Consider the following 14,951-nt stretch of genomic DNA (forward strand, 5'->3'; position numbering starts at 1 on the left):
GCCCCATCGCGGGCAAGCCCGCTCCCACAGGTTTTTGTGTCGATCACATAATGGTGGGCTAACACCAAGCACTGTGGGAGCGGGCTTGCCCGCGATGGGGCCGCCATGGCCGCTACAGATTCCGACCCTTGACCCGCTTGGTCAAAAACCCGAAATACTCCCCCCGCAACGCCAGCGTCTCATTCGCCAGATGATGCCGCGCCTCCGGCAGCATCAACACCTGCGGCCGATCGAACTTGGCCTTCAACACGGCAAGGTTATGCTGCCAATCCACCGTCATATCCGCCTGCCCCTGCACAATCAGCGGCCGCCGCGTGCTGCCCGGTGCAGCTTCGATGCGCTTGATCCATCGCGCCAGCGCACCGACCCAGGCAGTCGGCAAACGTAGCGGCTGTAACGGATCAGCCTGCAAAAACGGCAAGAAATCCGGGTCGTTGGAATTTTCGCTGAAGCGCCGGGCGATGGCTTTGACGAAAGGTCTGAGCAGGTAATAGCTCAGTTGCGACCAGCCCCAGGCCCGGGGCCGCACCAACGGCGACAGCAGGATCACCTGCCCCTGTGCCGGACTGCTCGCCCCCGCGTTGAGCACATGATCGATCACGATCGCACCGCCAGTGCTTTGCCCGCACAGGTGCCACGGCTGCGGCAGATCGAGGGAGCGCGCCTCGGCGAACAACCCTTGCAGCGTGTCCTGATACTCGGCGAAATCCTTGATGCTGGCGCGTTCACCGCTGGACAGGCCATGCCCTGGCAAGTCGCAGGCAATCACGGCAAACCCCTGGTCCAGCGCCCACTCGATCACATGCCGGTAGAGCCCGGTGTGATCATAAAAGCCATGGAACAAAAACAGCGTCGCCCTGGCCTGCTGCGGCCACCAGAACTGGCAGACCACGTCATAACCATCCACCGCGAAACGACCCAGGCCGCTGCGCAGATGTCGCCCCGCAAAATCGAGCCCATAGAAACACTGGTAGGCCAACGCCTCCGCCGACAGCGGCTGCGCCTCAGCCAGTGGCTGCAGACTGGCACGCAGATGATCGGGGTCGAAAGTGGCAGACATGGACGATTCCAGAGCATGAAACGGACTTTATAGGCCTGCGATATTCATCTGTCGCGGCAAGCATGGCAAGCTGGTCGACCTTCGAGGATTGAAACCCATGCGTTCACCCTACCGCACCCCACTGCTTGCCTGCCTGCTCGCCCTGATCTGTGCCGGTGTGCTTTGGGCCGCTTATGACTGGTTTCAAGGACGTTACCTGCGCGCGTTCAGTTCGCACACCGCCGTGTTTTCCGGCGACCCGCTGCGCCTGCCCGACAACCTCGCTGGCCCCGGCGCCATCCGCCTGGTGCACTTCTGGGACCCGGCCTGCCCGTGCAACGTCGGCAATCAACAACACCTGGGCGAACTGGTCGAGCAGTTTGGACCGCAGGGCGTGGAATTTTACGCGGTACAAAAGCCCGGCAGCCACGGCCAGTTGCCGAGCACCTTGAGCAGCCTGAAAGCCATCAGCATCCTGCCAGGCTCCGAACAGATCCCCGCCAGCCCGGCCGTGGCGATCTGGGATCGTAGCGGCAAGCTGGCGTATTTCGGCCCGTACAGCGAAGGCCTGACCTGCAATTCCAGTAACAGTTTTATCGAGCCGATCCTGCAGGCGTTGAACCAAGGCCGGACAGTGAATGCCACGCACACACTGGCGGTGGGGTGTTACTGCCCCTGGCCTGTCGATCCAACGAAATAGGGAAAAACCCCGCAATACGAATCCCTCCTAAGGGCGATGGGCCAATTCGCCGAGCCGTGTTAAACAGTGGCGCCAGGGAACAGCTGCCACTAATAACAAGGAGTCACCATGAAACGTAGCCTGACCGTTCTCGCCCTGCTGATTGTCGCGCTCGCCGCGGGCGCCGGCTGGTACGTCTACAGCAAGCAGCCGACACGCCAGGGCATGGTCGAGCTGCAACATTTGCAAGGTTCGGTCACCGTGCGCTACGACGAGCGCGGCATCCCGCACATCCGCGCGGAAAACGAACCGGACCTGTACCGCGCCCTCGGGTATGTGCACGCCCAGGATCGGCTGTTTCAGATGGAAGTCCTGCGCCGCCTCGCTCGCGGGGAACTGGCCGAGGTGCTGGGCCCGAAACTGCTCGATACCGACAAGCTGATGCGCAGCCTGCGCATCCGTGAACGGGCCGAAACCTACCTGGCGAACCTGGACCAACAGTCGCCGGCGTTCATCGCCATGCAAGCCTACCTGGACGGCATCAACCAGTATCAGGACAGCCATGCAAAACCCGTGGAGTTCGATGTGCTGGGCATTGCCAAGCGCCCGTTCACCGCCCAGGACACCATCAGCATCGCCGGGTACATGGCCTACAGTTTTGCCGCAGCGTTTCGCACCGAACCCTTGCTGACTTACGTGCGCGATCAGTTGGGGGCCAACTACCTCAACGTGTTCGATCTCGACTGGCAGCCCAAAGGCGTGCTGGCGAAGACGCCCGGCGCCGCCGTGCCGTCCCTGGCCAGCGTCGACTGGAAAGATCTCAACGCCCTCGCCCGCCTCAGCGAACAGGCACTGGCCGACAACGGCCTGCCGCAATTCGAGGGCAGCAACGCCTGGGTGGTCTCGGGCAATCGCACCAAAAGCGGCAAGCCGCTGTTGGCCGGTGACCCGCATATCCGCTTTTCCGCGCCGTCGGTGTGGTACGAAGCGCAGCTATCGGCGCCGGGCTTCGAGCTCTATGGTCACTATCAGGCGTTGATGCCGTTCGCCTCCCTCGGGATGAACCGCGACTTCGGCTGGAGCATCACCATGTTCCAGAACGACGACCTGGACTTGATCGCCGAGAAGGTCAATCCGCAGAATTCGAATCAGGTGTGGTATCGCGGCAAGTGGATCGACATGGTGCGCAGCGAACAGCAGATCGCGGTCAAAGGCCAGGCGCCCGTGACGCTGGTGCTGCGTCAGTCGCCCCACGGTCCGATCGTCAACGATGCACTGGGCAACAGCGTCGGCAAAACACCGATCGCCATGTGGTGGGGCTTTCTCGAAAGCCAGAATCCGATCCTCGAGGGCTTCTACCAGCTCAACCGCGCCGACACCCTGGCCAAGGCACGCAGTGCCGCCGCCAAGGTCCAGGCGCCGGGCCTGAACATCGTCTGGGCCAATGCCAAGGGCGATATCGGCTGGTGGGCGGCCGCGCAATTGCCCAAACGACCGGCGGGTGTGCGGCCGTGGTTCATCCTCGACGGCAGTACCGCCGAAGCGGACAAGGAAGGCTTCCACCCATTCAGCGCCAACCCACAGGAAGAGAACCCGGCGCGAGGCTATATCGTCTCGGCCAACTTCCAGCCGCCATCGCCAACCGGGATGGAAATTCCCGGTTACTACAACCTGGCCGATCGCGGTCAGCAGCTCAATCGCCAGCTCAGCGACAAAACCATCAAGTGGGACCTGGCCGCCAGCCAGAAGCTGCAGCTGGGCACCACCACCGCCTACGGCCCGCGCTTGCTCGCGCCGTTGTTGCCGGTACTGCGCGAAGTGGTGAGCGATCCGGCCGAACTCAAACTGGTGGAGCAACTGGCCCAGTGGCCAGGCGATTACCCGCTCGATTCCACCAGCGCGACGCTGTTCAACCAGTTCCTGTTCAACCTGGCTGACGCGTCGATGCACGATGAACTGGGCAATGATTTCTTCGAAACGCTGCTCTCGACCCGGGTGATCGACGCTGCCCTACCGCGCCTGGCTGCGACCGCCGACTCGCCGTGGTGGGACAACCGCAACACCCTCGGCAAGGAAACCCGCGCCGATACGGTCAAGGTCGCCTGGCAAGCAAGCCTCGCGCACCTCAAGACCACCTTGGGTGCGGATTTCGCGCAATGGCAGTGGGGCAAGGCGCACACCCTGACCCATGGCCATCCACTGGGGCAGCAGAAGCCGCTGGATCGGGTCTTCAACGTCGGCCCGTTCGCCGCGCCCGGCGCGCATGAAGTGCCGAACAACCTCTCCTCCAAGATCGGCCCGGCACCGTGGCCGGTGACCTACGGGCCGTCGACCCGTCGCCTGATCGACTTCGCCGACCCCGCCCACAGCCTGACCGTCAACCCGGTCGGCCAGAGTGGTGTGCCGTTTGACAGGCATTTTGATGACCAGGCCGAGGCGTATATCGAAGGGGTCTACTATCAGGCCTATCTCAACGACGAAGAAGTCAGCGCCAATACGCGTAGCACGTTGAAGCTGCTGCCGGCCCGTTCAGGACAATAGATGTCTGTTGGTTGAACTGACGCCATCGCGGGCAAGCCCGCTCCCACAGGTTTTGTATTGATCACGAAATAATGGATTCACACGATCTCTGTGGGAGCGGGCTTGCCCGCGATGAGGCCCGCAAGGACAACCCGAATGCTGGCTCACACCACCGCCGCAAAATTCAACCTGAACTGCTGTGGCGTCACCCCAAGCCGGCGGTTGAACACGCTGCGCATGTGCTGGGCATCGCGAAATCCGCACTGATAGGCCACGGTCTTGAGCGGCGAATGGGTGCTCTCTAGCAGCACCCGCGCCGCATCCACCCGCGCCCGTTCGACGAATTCCGCCGGGGTGATCTTCGCCTCCCGAGCAAACACCCGGGAAAAGTTGCGGGCGCTCATGTTGGCGGCATGGGCCAGGTCGGCAATCGTCAGGTCGCCGGTGAGGTTGGCCAGCACATAATGCTGAACCAGGGCCACCGCCGAGGTCGGTTCGGCATGAGGCGTGAGGAATGGGCTGAACTGCGACTGCCCACCCGAGCGCTGGGTGAATACCACCAGCCGCTTGGCCACGCTCAGGGCCACTTCCGGCCCGTGGTCCCGACCCAGCAGGTACAACGACAAATCGATCCCCGCCGTGACCCCCGCCGAGGTGTACAGCTTGCCATCCTGCACATAAAGGCGATCGGCCTCGACCCGGGTCGAAGGGCATAACGCAGCCAGTGCCGCCGCATCGCCCCAGTGGGTGGTCACCGTTCTTCCATCCAGCAAGCCGGCCCGGGCGAGGATGAAGGCGCCGTTGCAGATCGAGCCAAAACGCTGCGCCGACGCACTGGCATCGCGCAGCCAGGCATCGAATGCCGCGCCGAAACTCATGAACGGCAGCTGCGGCCCACCGGCCACCAACAGCAAGTCATAGGCCTGCAGTACCTCGCTGAAATGCCGATGAGCATTGAGCGACAAACCGTTGGAGCAGGCCAGCACCCCGCGCTCGACGCCGATCACTTCCAGGCGATAGTGATCTTGCGGCGCCAGGAAACGATTGGCTTCGCAGAACACATCCATGGGACCGGTGACGTCCAGGGACTGGACACCGGCGAAGACCACGATGGCAATGGTTTTGGTCATGGTTCAAACCGCCCTCAATGGGTTGATCACGTAGCTGAGGCAAACACAAAACCTTGTGGGAGCGAGCTTGCTCGCGATGACGGTAGTGCATTCAACAGCAGTATTGACTGACACACCGCTATCGCGAGCAAGCTCGCTCCCACAGGGATTGCGCCTGACCGACCGACTCCGCCAACCCTAGCCAATCCACGCGCAACAAGCGAGGTTGGCGCGATATGCCTGTTCATTGGCAAGGATCGCAGCCATGGATCGATTGTCCGGTTCGGGGTGCCGGAACAGACTGGATTCCTCAGCGCCGCCACGGCGTTCTCCACGAGGAAAGCAGCATGAGCAACACCATCGCCGGCATCAAAATCCCCGACAGCGCCATGGCCCGGGCCACCACTGAATACATTCGCGACGTCGAGTCAGACCTGCTGTATCACCATTCGCGCCGGGTGTTCCTGTTCGGTGCCCTGAGCGGTGAGCGCAAGCAACTGGCCTACAACCCCGAGTTGTTGTACGTCGGCGCGATGTTCCATGACCTGGGGCTGGTGGAAGGTCATCGCACGCAGGAGGAGCGCTTTGAAGTCGACAGTGCCAACGCCGCTACAGCGTTTCTGCAGCCTTACGGTTTATCGGACGACGATATCGAGCAGGTGTGGTTGTCGATTGCCTTGCACACCACACCGGGCGTGCCGCACCACCTGCGTCCCAACGTGGCGCTGGTCACGGCCGGGGTTGAAATGGATGTGCTGGGTATCGACTATGCCGCGTTCCCGACGGCGCAGCGTGAAGCGGTGGTGCATGCGCATCCACGGGGTGACGGGTTCAAGGCGTGCATCCTGTGTGCCTTCGCCAATGGCTTCAAGCATCGGCCGGACACCACCTTTGGCACAGTGAACGCGGATGTGCTGGTGGACAGCGAGCCGGGATTCAAGCCGATGAATTTTGTCGAGATCATCCGCAAATCTCCCTGGGTTGCCTAGGCCCCCTGTAGGAGCGAGCTTGCTCGCGATGGACGTTAACGATGACGAGAACTTCCTGGATGAACGCGGCGCCCTGACGTCCATCGCGAGCAAGCTCGCTCCTACAGGGGGATCGGGTTGGCCACGCGGTTGTGGTCAACCCGACATCAGGCTCAAACCGCTTCCGGCGCCTGCTGTGCGCGACGTGCGTCCGGTTGTCTCCAGGAGTCGGCAGCGCCTTCCTCGATCGCCTGCTGGATCGCACGCTTGCGACTTTCTTCGGCACGGCGGCTGAAGAACCAGACCAGGAACGTCATCAACGATACCGCCAGCAGAATCAGGCTGGCCACGGCGTTGATCTCCGGTTTGACCCCCAGGCGCACCGCCGAGAACACTTCCATCGGCAGGGTGGTCGAACCGGGGCCCGAGACGAAACTGGCCAACACCAGGTCATCCAGGGACAGGGCGAAGGACATCATGCCGCCCGCCCCCAGGGATGGCGCGATCATCGGGATGGTGATCAGGAAGAACACCTTCCACGGCCGCGCACCGAGATCCATCGCCGCCTCTTCGATGGACAGGTCCAGCTCACGCAAGCGCGCCGACACCACCACCGCCACATACGCCGCACAGAACGTGGTGTGGGCGATCCAGATGGTGACGATGCCACGCTCCTGTGGCCAACCGATCATCTGCGCCATCGCCACGAACAGCAGCAACAGCGACAGACCGGTGATCACTTCCGGCATCACCAAAGGCGCGGTGACCAGGCCACCGAACAGCGTACGCCCCTTGAAATGGGTGATACGGGTCAGCACGAACGCCGCCAACGTACCCAGCGCCACCGCCGCCACCGCCGTGTAGCAGGCGATTTCCAGCGAGCGCACCACCGAGCCCATCAGTTGGGTGTTGTCCATCAACCCGACGTACCACTTGATCGACCAGCCGCCCCAGACCGTCACCAGTTTGGAGGCGTTGAACGAGTAGATCACCAGGATCAGCATCGGCGCGTAGATGAACAGCAAACCCGCTATCAGCATGAAACTTGAGAAACGGAAGCGCTTCATTCCTTGCCCTCCATTTCTTTGGCCTGGCTACGGTTGAACAGGATGATGGGCACAATCAGGATCGCCAGCATGACCACCGCCAGGGCAGACGCTACCGGCCAGTCACGGTTGTTGAAGAACTCTTGCCACAGCACTTTACCGATCATCAGGGTTTCCGGGCCACCGAGCAGTTCCGGGATCACGAACTCGCCCACGACCGGGATGAACACCAGCATGCAGCCGGCAACGATGCCGTTCTTGGACAGCGGAATAGTGATCTTCCAGAAGCTGTTGAAGGTACTCGAACCCAGGTCGGACGCAGCCTCCAACAGGCTGTTGTCGTGTTTCACCAGGTTGGCGTAGAGCGGCAGGATCATGAACGGCAGGTACGAATACACCACCCCGATATACACAGCGAGGTTGGTATTGAGGATCTGCAGCGGTTCATCGATCCAGCCCATGGTCATCAGGAAGCCGTTCAGCAGACCGTTGTTGCTGAGGATGCCCATCCACGCATAAACGCGGATCAGGATCGCGGTCCAGGTCGGCATCATGATCAACAGCACCAGCACCGTTTGCATCTCTTTGCGGGCACTGGCAATGGCGTAGGCCATCGGGTAACCGATCAGCAAACAGAGGACGGTACTGATCAGCGCCATCTTCAACGAGCCGAGGTAAGCGGCGATGTACAACTCGTCGTCGGCCAGCATCGCGTAGTTGCCCAGGTTAAGCAGCAACTGCACCTTTTGATCGAGGTAGCTGTAGATCTCGGTGTACGGCGGAATAGCCACGTCGGCTTCGGCAAAGCTGATCTTCAACACGATGAAGAACGGCAGCATGAAGAACAGGAACAGCCAGATGAATGGAACCCCGATGACCAACTGGCGGCCACCGGGAATTATTCGATTGAGGCGGCGTTTGAATTTGCGCATGTTCATGAGCGAAGTACCACGCCGCTGTCGTCTTCCCAATACACGTAAACCTGGTCACCCCAGGTCGGGCGCTGACCGCGGCGCTCGGCGTTGGCGACGAAAGACTGGACGATCTTGCCGCTCGGCAATTCGACGTGGAACACCGAGTGACCGCCCAGGTAGGCGATGTCGTGCACCTTGCCGCTGGACCAGTTGTATTCGCAGGTCGGCATGGTCGGGGTCACCAGCAGTTTTTCCGGACGGATCGCGTAGGTGACCGACTTGTCCTGCACCGAGGTGCTGATGCCGTGACCGACGTAGATGTTGCGGTCCAGATCCTTGCAGGTGATCAGCGCATGGCCTTCGGCGTCGTCCACCACTTCACCGTCGAAGATATTGACGTTGCCGATGAATTCGCAGACCAGGCGGCTGGTCGGGGTTTCGTAAATGTCGATCGGACTGCCGATCTGGGCGATCCAGCCCAGGTGCATGATCGCGATGCGCTCGGCCATGGTCATGGCCTCTTCCTGATCGTGGGTCACCATGACGCAGGTCACGCCGACCCGCTCGATGATCTCGACCAGTTCAAGCTGCATTTGCGAGCGCAGCTTCTTGTCCAGCGCCCCCATCGGTTCGTCGAGCAGCAACAGCTTCGGTCGCTTGGCCAGGGAACGCGCCAGGGCCACACGCTGACGCTGACCACCGGACAACTGATGCGGCTTGCGCTTGGCGTACTGCGTCATCTGAACCAGCTTGAGCATGTCCGCGACACGGGCATCGACTTCAGCTGCGGGGATTTTGTCCTGCTTGAGGCCGAAGGCGATGTTCTGCGCCACGGTCATGTGCGGGAACAAGGCGTAGGACTGGAACATCATGTTGATCGGCCGCTCGTACGGCGGCATGTCGGTGATGTCTACGCCATCGAGGAAAATGCGCCCCTCCGTGGGCCGTTCAAAGCCTGCGAGCATGCGCAGCAAGGTGGATTTGCCCGATCCCGAACCGCCGAGCAGGGCGAAAATTTCGCCTTTCTTGATTTCCAGGGACACATCGTCCACGGCAATCGTCTCGTCGAACTTCTTCGTGACCCGGTCGATTTTGACCAGCACCTGTTTAGGTGACTGGTCGCCCTCGAGGGCTTTCTTATAGGCGCCGGAGGCAACTGCCATTTACGAAACTCCCAGAAAAAAAGAGTGCAGTTCGCTCAAGGTGAGCCAACCTTGGATAGTTTGAGCCTTGCAGCTATTTACCCGACTTGACCTTGGTCCAGCTGCGGGTCATCAAACGTTGAATCTTCGGTGGTAACTCGATGGACACGTACGTCTTGTCGAGGACTGCCTGCGGTGGATAAACCGACTCATCGGTGCGAATGGACTGCTCCATCAATGTGTCCGACCCGGGGTTCGGGTTGGCGTAGCCGACATAATCACTGACCTGGGCGATCACTTCCGGTTTCAGCAAATAGTTGATGAACGCGTGGGCTTCCTTCACGTTGGCCGCATCCTTGGGGATTGCCAACATGTCGAACCACAGTGCGCCGCCTTCCTTGGGAATCGAGTAGGCGATGTTCATGCCTTTGCCGGCTTCAGCCGCGCGGGCCTTGGCCTGGATCATGTCGCCGGAAAAACCGATCGCGACGCAAATATCGCCGTTAGCCAGGTCCGCGATGTATTTGGAAGAGTGGAAATAGGTCACGTAAGGTCGCACCGCCAGCAATTTGGCTTCGGCCTTTTTGTAGTCTTCGGGGTTGGTGCTGTTGGGGTTGAGGCCCATGTAGTTGAGGACGGTGGGCATCATTTCATCGGCAGAGTCGAGAAACGCCACGCCGCAGCTGTGCAGCTTCTTGATGTTCTCCGGCTCGAACACCACGTCCCAGGAGTCGATCTTGTCCAGGCCCAGCACGGCCTTGACCTTGTCGACGTTGTAGCCGATGCCGTTGGTGCCCCATAGATACGGCACGGCGTACTGGTTGCCAGGATCGTTCTCCTCCAGACGCTTGAGCAGCACCGGGTCGAGGTTGGAATAGTTGGTCAGCTGCTTCTTGTCGAGCTTCTGGAACGCGCCGGCCTTGATCTGCTTGCCAAGGAAGTGGTTGGACGGCACCACCACGTCATACCCGGTGCGCCCGGCCAGCAACTTGCCTTCCAGGGTTTCGTTGGAGTCGAACACGTCGTAGACCGGCTTGATCCCGGTCTCTTTCTCGAAGTCGACCAGGGTGGTCTCGCCGATGTAGTCAGACCAGTTATAAATATGCACGGTGCCGGCCGCCTGGGCACCGACGGCAATCGTCAGTCCGGCGCCGATCAGCAGAGCATTGCGCAGCAAAGAAAAAATAGGCAAGTGGAGGTCCTCTAAAATTAGTGGGGCCCAAGTTGCCCCGCGTTACATGACAGCCATGGCTGCCCGGCAACAAAACCGGCGCGCAACTTACCCTCGAAAAACCGTTCCAGCAAAACTTTTATACAGATACGACCTTGTAGGAGCGAGCTTGCTCGCGATGGTCGTCAACGATAACGCGTGGTGCCTGACACCCCGTGGCGTTGCAGTTTTTTTCGCGAGCAAGCTCGCTCCTACAAGGGGTTTACTTATTTACCCGATTTGATCTTGGTCCAGCTGCGAGTCAGGATCCGCTGGGTGGCGGCCGGCAAGTCGGCAATCGCGTACAGCTTGGCCAGCACGTCGGCCGGCGGGTAGATGCCCGGGTCGGCGGTGATGTCTTTATCGACCAATGGGGTGGCCGCCGCGTTACCGTTCGGGAAGCGCACCGCGTTGGTGATTTCAGCCATGATTTCCGGCTTCTGCAGGAAGGTCATGAACTTGTAGGCGCCTTCGACGTTTTCGGCATCTTTAGGGATGGCGACCATGTCGTAGAAGCTGCCCGCACCTTCTTTCGGAATGTTGTAGCTGACCTTCACCTTGTCGCCGGCTTCAGCCGCGCGGGACTTGGCCTGGTAGATGTCACCCGAGTAGCCGATCGCTACGCAGATGTTGCCGTTGGCCAGGTCGGAGATGTACTTGGACGAGTGGAAGTAGCCGATCGAAGGGCGGACTTTCAGGAACAGCGCTTCGGCTTCAGCCAGTTGTTTTTTGTCCTGGCTGTCGGTTGGATAGCCCAGGTAGTGCAACGCCACCGGAATCATCTCGGTTGGCGAGTCAAGGACGCTGATACCGCACGACTTCAACTTCGCGGCGTTTTCAGGTTTGAAGATCAGGTCCCAGGAATTGGTGGGTGCGTCGGCGCCCAGTGCAGCCTTGACCTTCTCGGCGTTGAAACCGATGCCGATCGAACCCCACATGTAAGGGAAGGCGTGTTCGTTGCCCGGGTCGCTCACCGAGACTGCTTTAAGCAGGTCAGTGTTCAGGTTCTTCCAGTTGGGCAGCTTGGACTTGTCCAGCTTCTGGTAAACGCCGGCCTTGATCTGCTTGGCCAGGAAGTTGTTCGACGGTACGACGATGTCGTAGCCGGACTTGCCTGCCAGCAACTTGGCTTCGAGGGTTTCGTTACTGTCGAATACGTCGTAGACCACCTTGATCCCCGACTCGGCTTCGAACTTCTTGACGGTATCCGGTGCGATGTAATCGGACCAGTTGTATACGTGAAGAACCTTGTCGTCCGCCTGGACTGCGCCCGCCATCACGCCCATCAGGGACATGGCGAGGAGGGTCTTGCCAGCGATCTTCATACCTAATGCCTTCATGGGTAATGCTCCAATTTTTCTTTTTAGCCACGTTCTTGTTAACCAAGAGCGGGCGGCCTTTCCCGTGCATCCGCACGAGCGGTAGTCTGGCAAGATCCAAGGCAGGCTTTCAAGGAAAGACCCATCCTTTGTTTGCACTGAGCGAAGTGCACACGTCACACCCCGCCCAGAGCCTAGCACTTAGCCCTGCAACGCACTCAGGGTCAGGTCCAGACACTTGCGTGCCTTTGTGACCAACTCATCGATTTCAGCCGGTGTAATCACCAGGGGCGGAGCGATGATCATGGTGTCGCCGACGGCGCGCATGATCAGGCCGTTTTCGAAGCAGAACGTGCGGCAGATCATGCCGGCGCCCTTGCCCTCGTAACGTTTGCGAGTGGCCTTGTCCTGAACCAGTTCGATGGCCCCCAACAGACCGACTCCCCGCACTTCCCCCACCAGCGGGTGATCGTTCAGCTCCCGCAGACGTTTCTGCAAATAGGGTGCCGTTTCGGCATGAACGCGTTCGACAATTTTTTCTTCGCGCAGAATGCGGATGTTTTCCAGCGCTACCGCAGCGGCCACCGGGTGCCCGGAATAGGTGAAACCGTGGTTGAAATCGCCCCCTTCGTTGAGCACCGCGACCACTTCGTCACGCACGATCAGGCCACCCATCGGGATGTAGCCGGAGGTCAGGCCTTTGGCGATGGTCATCATGTCGGGCTTGAGGCCGTAGAAATCGGTACCGAACCATTCACCGGTGCGACCGAAACCGCAGATCACTTCGTCGGCCACGAACAGGATGTCGTACTTGGCGAGGATTGCCTTGATGCGCGGCCAGTAGGTGTCTGGCGGAATGATCACGCCGCCGGCACCCTGGATCGGCTCGGCAATGAAGGCCCCGACGTTGTCGACGCCCACTTCCAGGATCTTCTCTTCCAGCTGATTGGCGGCCCAGATACCGAACTCATCCGGCGTCATGTCGCCACCTTCACTGAACCAGTAAGGCTGGGCGATGTGCACGATGCCCGGGATCGGCAAGTCGCCCTGTTCGTGCATGTACGTCATGCCACCCAGGCTCGCGCCGGCCACGGTGGAACCGTGATAGCCGTTCTTGCGGCTGATGATGACTTTCTTCTTCGGTTGGCCCTTGATCGCCCAATAGTGCCGAACCATACGCAACATGGTGTCGTTGCCTTCGGAACCGGAACCGGTGAAGAACACATGATTCATGCCTTCAGGCGCGATGTCGGCGATGGCCTTGGCCAGTTCCAGCACCGGCGGGTGAGCGGTCTGGAAGAACAGGTTGTAATAAGGCAGTTCGCGCATTTGTTTGCTGGCGGCATCGGCCAGTTCATCGCGACCGTAGCCGATGGCTACGCACCACAGGCCGGCCATGCCGTCGAGGATCTTGTTGCCTTCGCTGTCCCAGAGGTAAACGCCCCTGGCGCTGGTGATGATCCGCGGGCCTTTCTCTTTCAGCTGCTTGAAATCGCTGAACGGGGCCAGGTGGTGATCGTTGCTCAGGGTTTGCCATTCACGGGTTTGCGGGTTGTTGCTGGTCATGCGAACTCTCCTAAGATTTGCAGTGAAGGGCGCGGCAATTTCCCGCCGCGCCCGGCGCATCAGACGGCAAAGAGCAGGAATTCCCGCTCCCACGAACTGATCACGCGCTTGAAGTTTTCATGCTCGGCCCGCTTGACCGCGACGTAGCCAGTGATGAATTTCTTGCCCAGGTATTTCTCGACGGTCGCGCTGTTTTCCATACGCTCCAGCGCGTCTTCGATGGTCAGCGGCAGGCGCAGGTTGCGGCGTTCATAGCCTCGCCCCACGACCGGCGCACTCGGGTTCAGGCCTTCGACCATGCCGATGAAACCGCACAGCAGGCTCGCGGCGATGGCCAGATACGGGTTGGCGTCGGCACCCGGCAGGCGGTTTTCCACCCGACGGTTTTGCGGCCCCGCATCCGGAACCCGCAGGCCTACGGTGCGGTTCTCTTCGCCCCACTCCACGTTCACCGGCGCCGAAGTGTCCGGCAGGAAGCGGCGGAACGAGTTGACGTTCGGGGCGAACAGCGGCAACAGCTCGGGGATCAGTTTCTGCAAGCCACCGATGTGGTGCAGGAACAGCTGGCTCATGGTCCCGTCTTCGTTGGAGAAGACGTTCTTGCCGGTTTCGATGTCGATGATGCTCTGGTGCAAGTGCATCGCGCTGCCCGGCTCGCCGGTCATCGGCTTGGCCATGAAGGTGGCCGCCACGTCGTGCTTGAGTGCGGCTTCGCGCATGGTGCGCTTGAACACCAGGATCTGATCGGCCAGGGACAGGGCATCGCCGTGACGGAAGTTGATTTCCATCTGTGCGGTGCCGTCCTCGTGGATCAGCGTGTCGAGGTCCAGTTCCTGCAGTTCACACCAGTCGTAGACGTCTTCGAACAGCGGATCGAACTCGTTCGCCGCCTCGATTGAAAAAGACTGGCGACCGGTTTCCGGGCGGCCGGAACGGCCAATTGGCGGTTGCAGCGGATAGTCCGGGTCCTCGCTGCGCTTGGTCAGGTAGAACTCCATTTCCGGCGCCACGATCGGCTGCCAACCGTGGTCGGCATAGAGTTTCAGGACCTTCTTGAGCACGTTGCGCGGCGACAGCTCGATCGGGTTGCCTTGCTTGTCGTAGGTGTCGTGGATCACCTGGGCGGTCGGCTCGATGGCCCAGGGCACCAGGAACACCGCATTCGCGTCCGGCCGGCAGATCATGTCGATGTCGGCCGGGTCGAGCAGTTCGTAATAGATGTCGTCTTCGACATAGTCGCCGGTCACGGTCTGCAACAGAACGCTCTCGGGCAGGCGCATGCCTTTTTCGGCAATGAACTTGTTGGTCGGCGAAATCTTGCCCCGGGTGATCCCGGTCAAGTCGGCGATCATGCATTCGACTTCTGTGATCTTGTGGTCTTTCAACCAATCGGTGAGCTGGTCGAGGTTGTGACTCATAAATGCCTCTTAGGCTGAGTT

12 protein-coding genes are annotated in these 14,951 nt (G+C 60.5%); 3 read left to right on the top strand and 9 right to left on the bottom strand.

The window, feature by feature from the left end; all coding sequences use genetic code 11:
• Window positions 1-112: 112 nt before the first annotated feature.
• Window positions 113-1,060, bottom strand: a complete 948-nt coding sequence (gene bipL, locus ACA062_RS31815; protein ID WP_497454497.1) for a phospholipase BipL — start codon at window positions 1,058-1,060, stop codon at window positions 113-115.
• A gap of 97 nt (window positions 1,061-1,157) precedes the next feature.
• On the opposite strand from bipL, the gene ACA062_RS31820 reads away from it, so the two are divergent.
• Window positions 1,158-1,739 (top strand): DUF6436 domain-containing protein, encoded by a 582-nt coding sequence (locus ACA062_RS31820; RefSeq protein WP_497454498.1) that lies wholly within the window; start codon window positions 1,158-1,160, stop codon window positions 1,737-1,739.
• 108 nt (window positions 1,740-1,847) lie between these two features.
• Window positions 1,848-4,259, top strand: coding sequence for a penicillin acylase family protein (locus ACA062_RS31825; RefSeq protein ID WP_497454499.1), 2,412 nt, complete (start codon window positions 1,848-1,850; stop codon window positions 4,257-4,259).
• Between the two features lie 143 nt (window positions 4,260-4,402).
• On the opposite strand, the gene ACA062_RS31830 is transcribed toward ACA062_RS31825, so the two are convergent.
• A complete protein-coding gene (locus ACA062_RS31830; RefSeq protein ID WP_497454500.1) occupies window positions 4,403-5,368 on the bottom strand; it encodes a GlxA family transcriptional regulator in 966 nt (321 codons plus the stop codon).
• A 326-nt stretch (window positions 5,369-5,694) separates the two neighbouring features.
• Here ACA062_RS31830 and ACA062_RS31835 point away from each other — a divergent pair, with 326 nt between their 5' ends.
• The gene (locus tag ACA062_RS31835) at window positions 5,695-6,336 is read left to right on the top strand and encodes an HD domain-containing protein (RefSeq protein WP_497454501.1); all 642 of its coding nucleotides are present in this window, start codon (window positions 5,695-5,697) and stop codon (window positions 6,334-6,336) included.
• 152 nt (window positions 6,337-6,488) lie between these two features.
• On the opposite strand, the gene ACA062_RS31840 is transcribed toward ACA062_RS31835, so the two are convergent.
• From ACA062_RS31840 to ACA062_RS31870, 7 genes are all read right to left on the bottom strand, one after another.
• Entirely contained in the window at window positions 6,489-7,382 is an 894-nt protein-coding gene (locus ACA062_RS31840) for an ABC transporter permease subunit (protein ID WP_128870578.1), read from the bottom strand.
• Window positions 7,379-8,260: an ABC transporter permease subunit gene (locus ACA062_RS31845; protein ID WP_497457522.1), complete on the bottom strand. Its 882-nt coding sequence runs from the start codon at window positions 8,258-8,260 to the stop codon at window positions 7,379-7,381. The genes ACA062_RS31840 and ACA062_RS31845 overlap by 4 nt, the downstream gene beginning before the upstream one ends.
• A 35-nt stretch (window positions 8,261-8,295) precedes the next feature.
• A complete protein-coding gene (locus ACA062_RS31850; RefSeq protein ID WP_128870576.1) occupies window positions 8,296-9,438 on the bottom strand; it encodes an ABC transporter ATP-binding protein in 1,143 nt (380 codons plus the stop codon).
• A gap of 73 nt (window positions 9,439-9,511) precedes the next feature.
• Window positions 9,512-10,609: a polyamine ABC transporter substrate-binding protein gene (locus tag ACA062_RS31855; RefSeq protein WP_497454502.1), complete on the bottom strand. Its 1,098-nt coding sequence runs from the start codon at window positions 10,607-10,609 to the stop codon at window positions 9,512-9,514.
• Window positions 10,610-10,854: 245 nt separating this feature from the next.
• Window positions 10,855-11,952 (bottom strand): polyamine ABC transporter substrate-binding protein, encoded by a 1,098-nt coding sequence (locus tag ACA062_RS31860; RefSeq protein WP_497457523.1) that lies wholly within the window; start codon window positions 11,950-11,952, stop codon window positions 10,855-10,857.
• Between the two features lie 195 nt (window positions 11,953-12,147).
• Entirely contained in the window at window positions 12,148-13,512 is a 1,365-nt protein-coding gene (locus ACA062_RS31865) for an aspartate aminotransferase family protein (protein WP_497454503.1), read from the bottom strand.
• A gap of 59 nt (window positions 13,513-13,571) precedes the next feature.
• Window positions 13,572-14,930, bottom strand: coding sequence for a glutamine synthetase family protein (locus ACA062_RS31870; RefSeq protein ID WP_497454504.1), 1,359 nt, complete (start codon window positions 14,928-14,930; stop codon window positions 13,572-13,574).
• Window positions 14,931-14,951: the final 21 nt, after the last annotated feature.

The sequence above is a fragment of the Pseudomonas sp. LBUM1679 genome (assembly GCF_059695565.1).

Bases quoted from the DNA above. Each gene is read 5' to 3' on its own strand.
- bipL (WP_497454497.1), bottom strand. From the start codon at position 1,060: ATGTCTGCCACTTTCGACCCCGATCATCTGCGTGCCAGTCTGCAGCCA.
- ACA062_RS31820 (WP_497454498.1), top strand. From the start codon at position 1,158: ATGCGTTCACCCTACCGCACCCCACTGCTTGCCTGCCTGCTCGCCCTG.
- ACA062_RS31825 (WP_497454499.1), top strand. From the start codon at position 1,848: ATGAAACGTAGCCTGACCGTTCTCGCCCTGCTGATTGTCGCGCTCGCC.
- ACA062_RS31830 (WP_497454500.1), bottom strand. From the start codon at position 5,368: ATGACCAAAACCATTGCCATCGTGGTCTTCGCCGGTGTCCAGTCCCTG.
- ACA062_RS31835 (WP_497454501.1), top strand. From the start codon at position 5,695: ATGAGCAACACCATCGCCGGCATCAAAATCCCCGACAGCGCCATGGCC.
- ACA062_RS31840 (WP_128870578.1), bottom strand. From the start codon at position 7,382: ATGAAGCGCTTCCGTTTCTCAAGTTTCATGCTGATAGCGGGTTTGCTG.
- ACA062_RS31850 (WP_128870576.1), bottom strand. From the start codon at position 9,438: ATGGCAGTTGCCTCCGGCGCCTATAAGAAAGCCCTCGAGGGCGACCAG.
- ACA062_RS31860 (WP_497457523.1), bottom strand. From the start codon at position 11,952: ATGAAGATCGCTGGCAAGACCCTCCTCGCCATGTCCCTGATGGGCGTG.
- ACA062_RS31865 (WP_497454503.1), bottom strand. From the start codon at position 13,512: ATGACCAGCAACAACCCGCAAACCCGTGAATGGCAAACCCTGAGCAAC.
- ACA062_RS31870 (WP_497454504.1), bottom strand. From the start codon at position 14,930: ATGAGTCACAACCTCGACCAGCTCACCGATTGGTTGAAAGACCACAAG.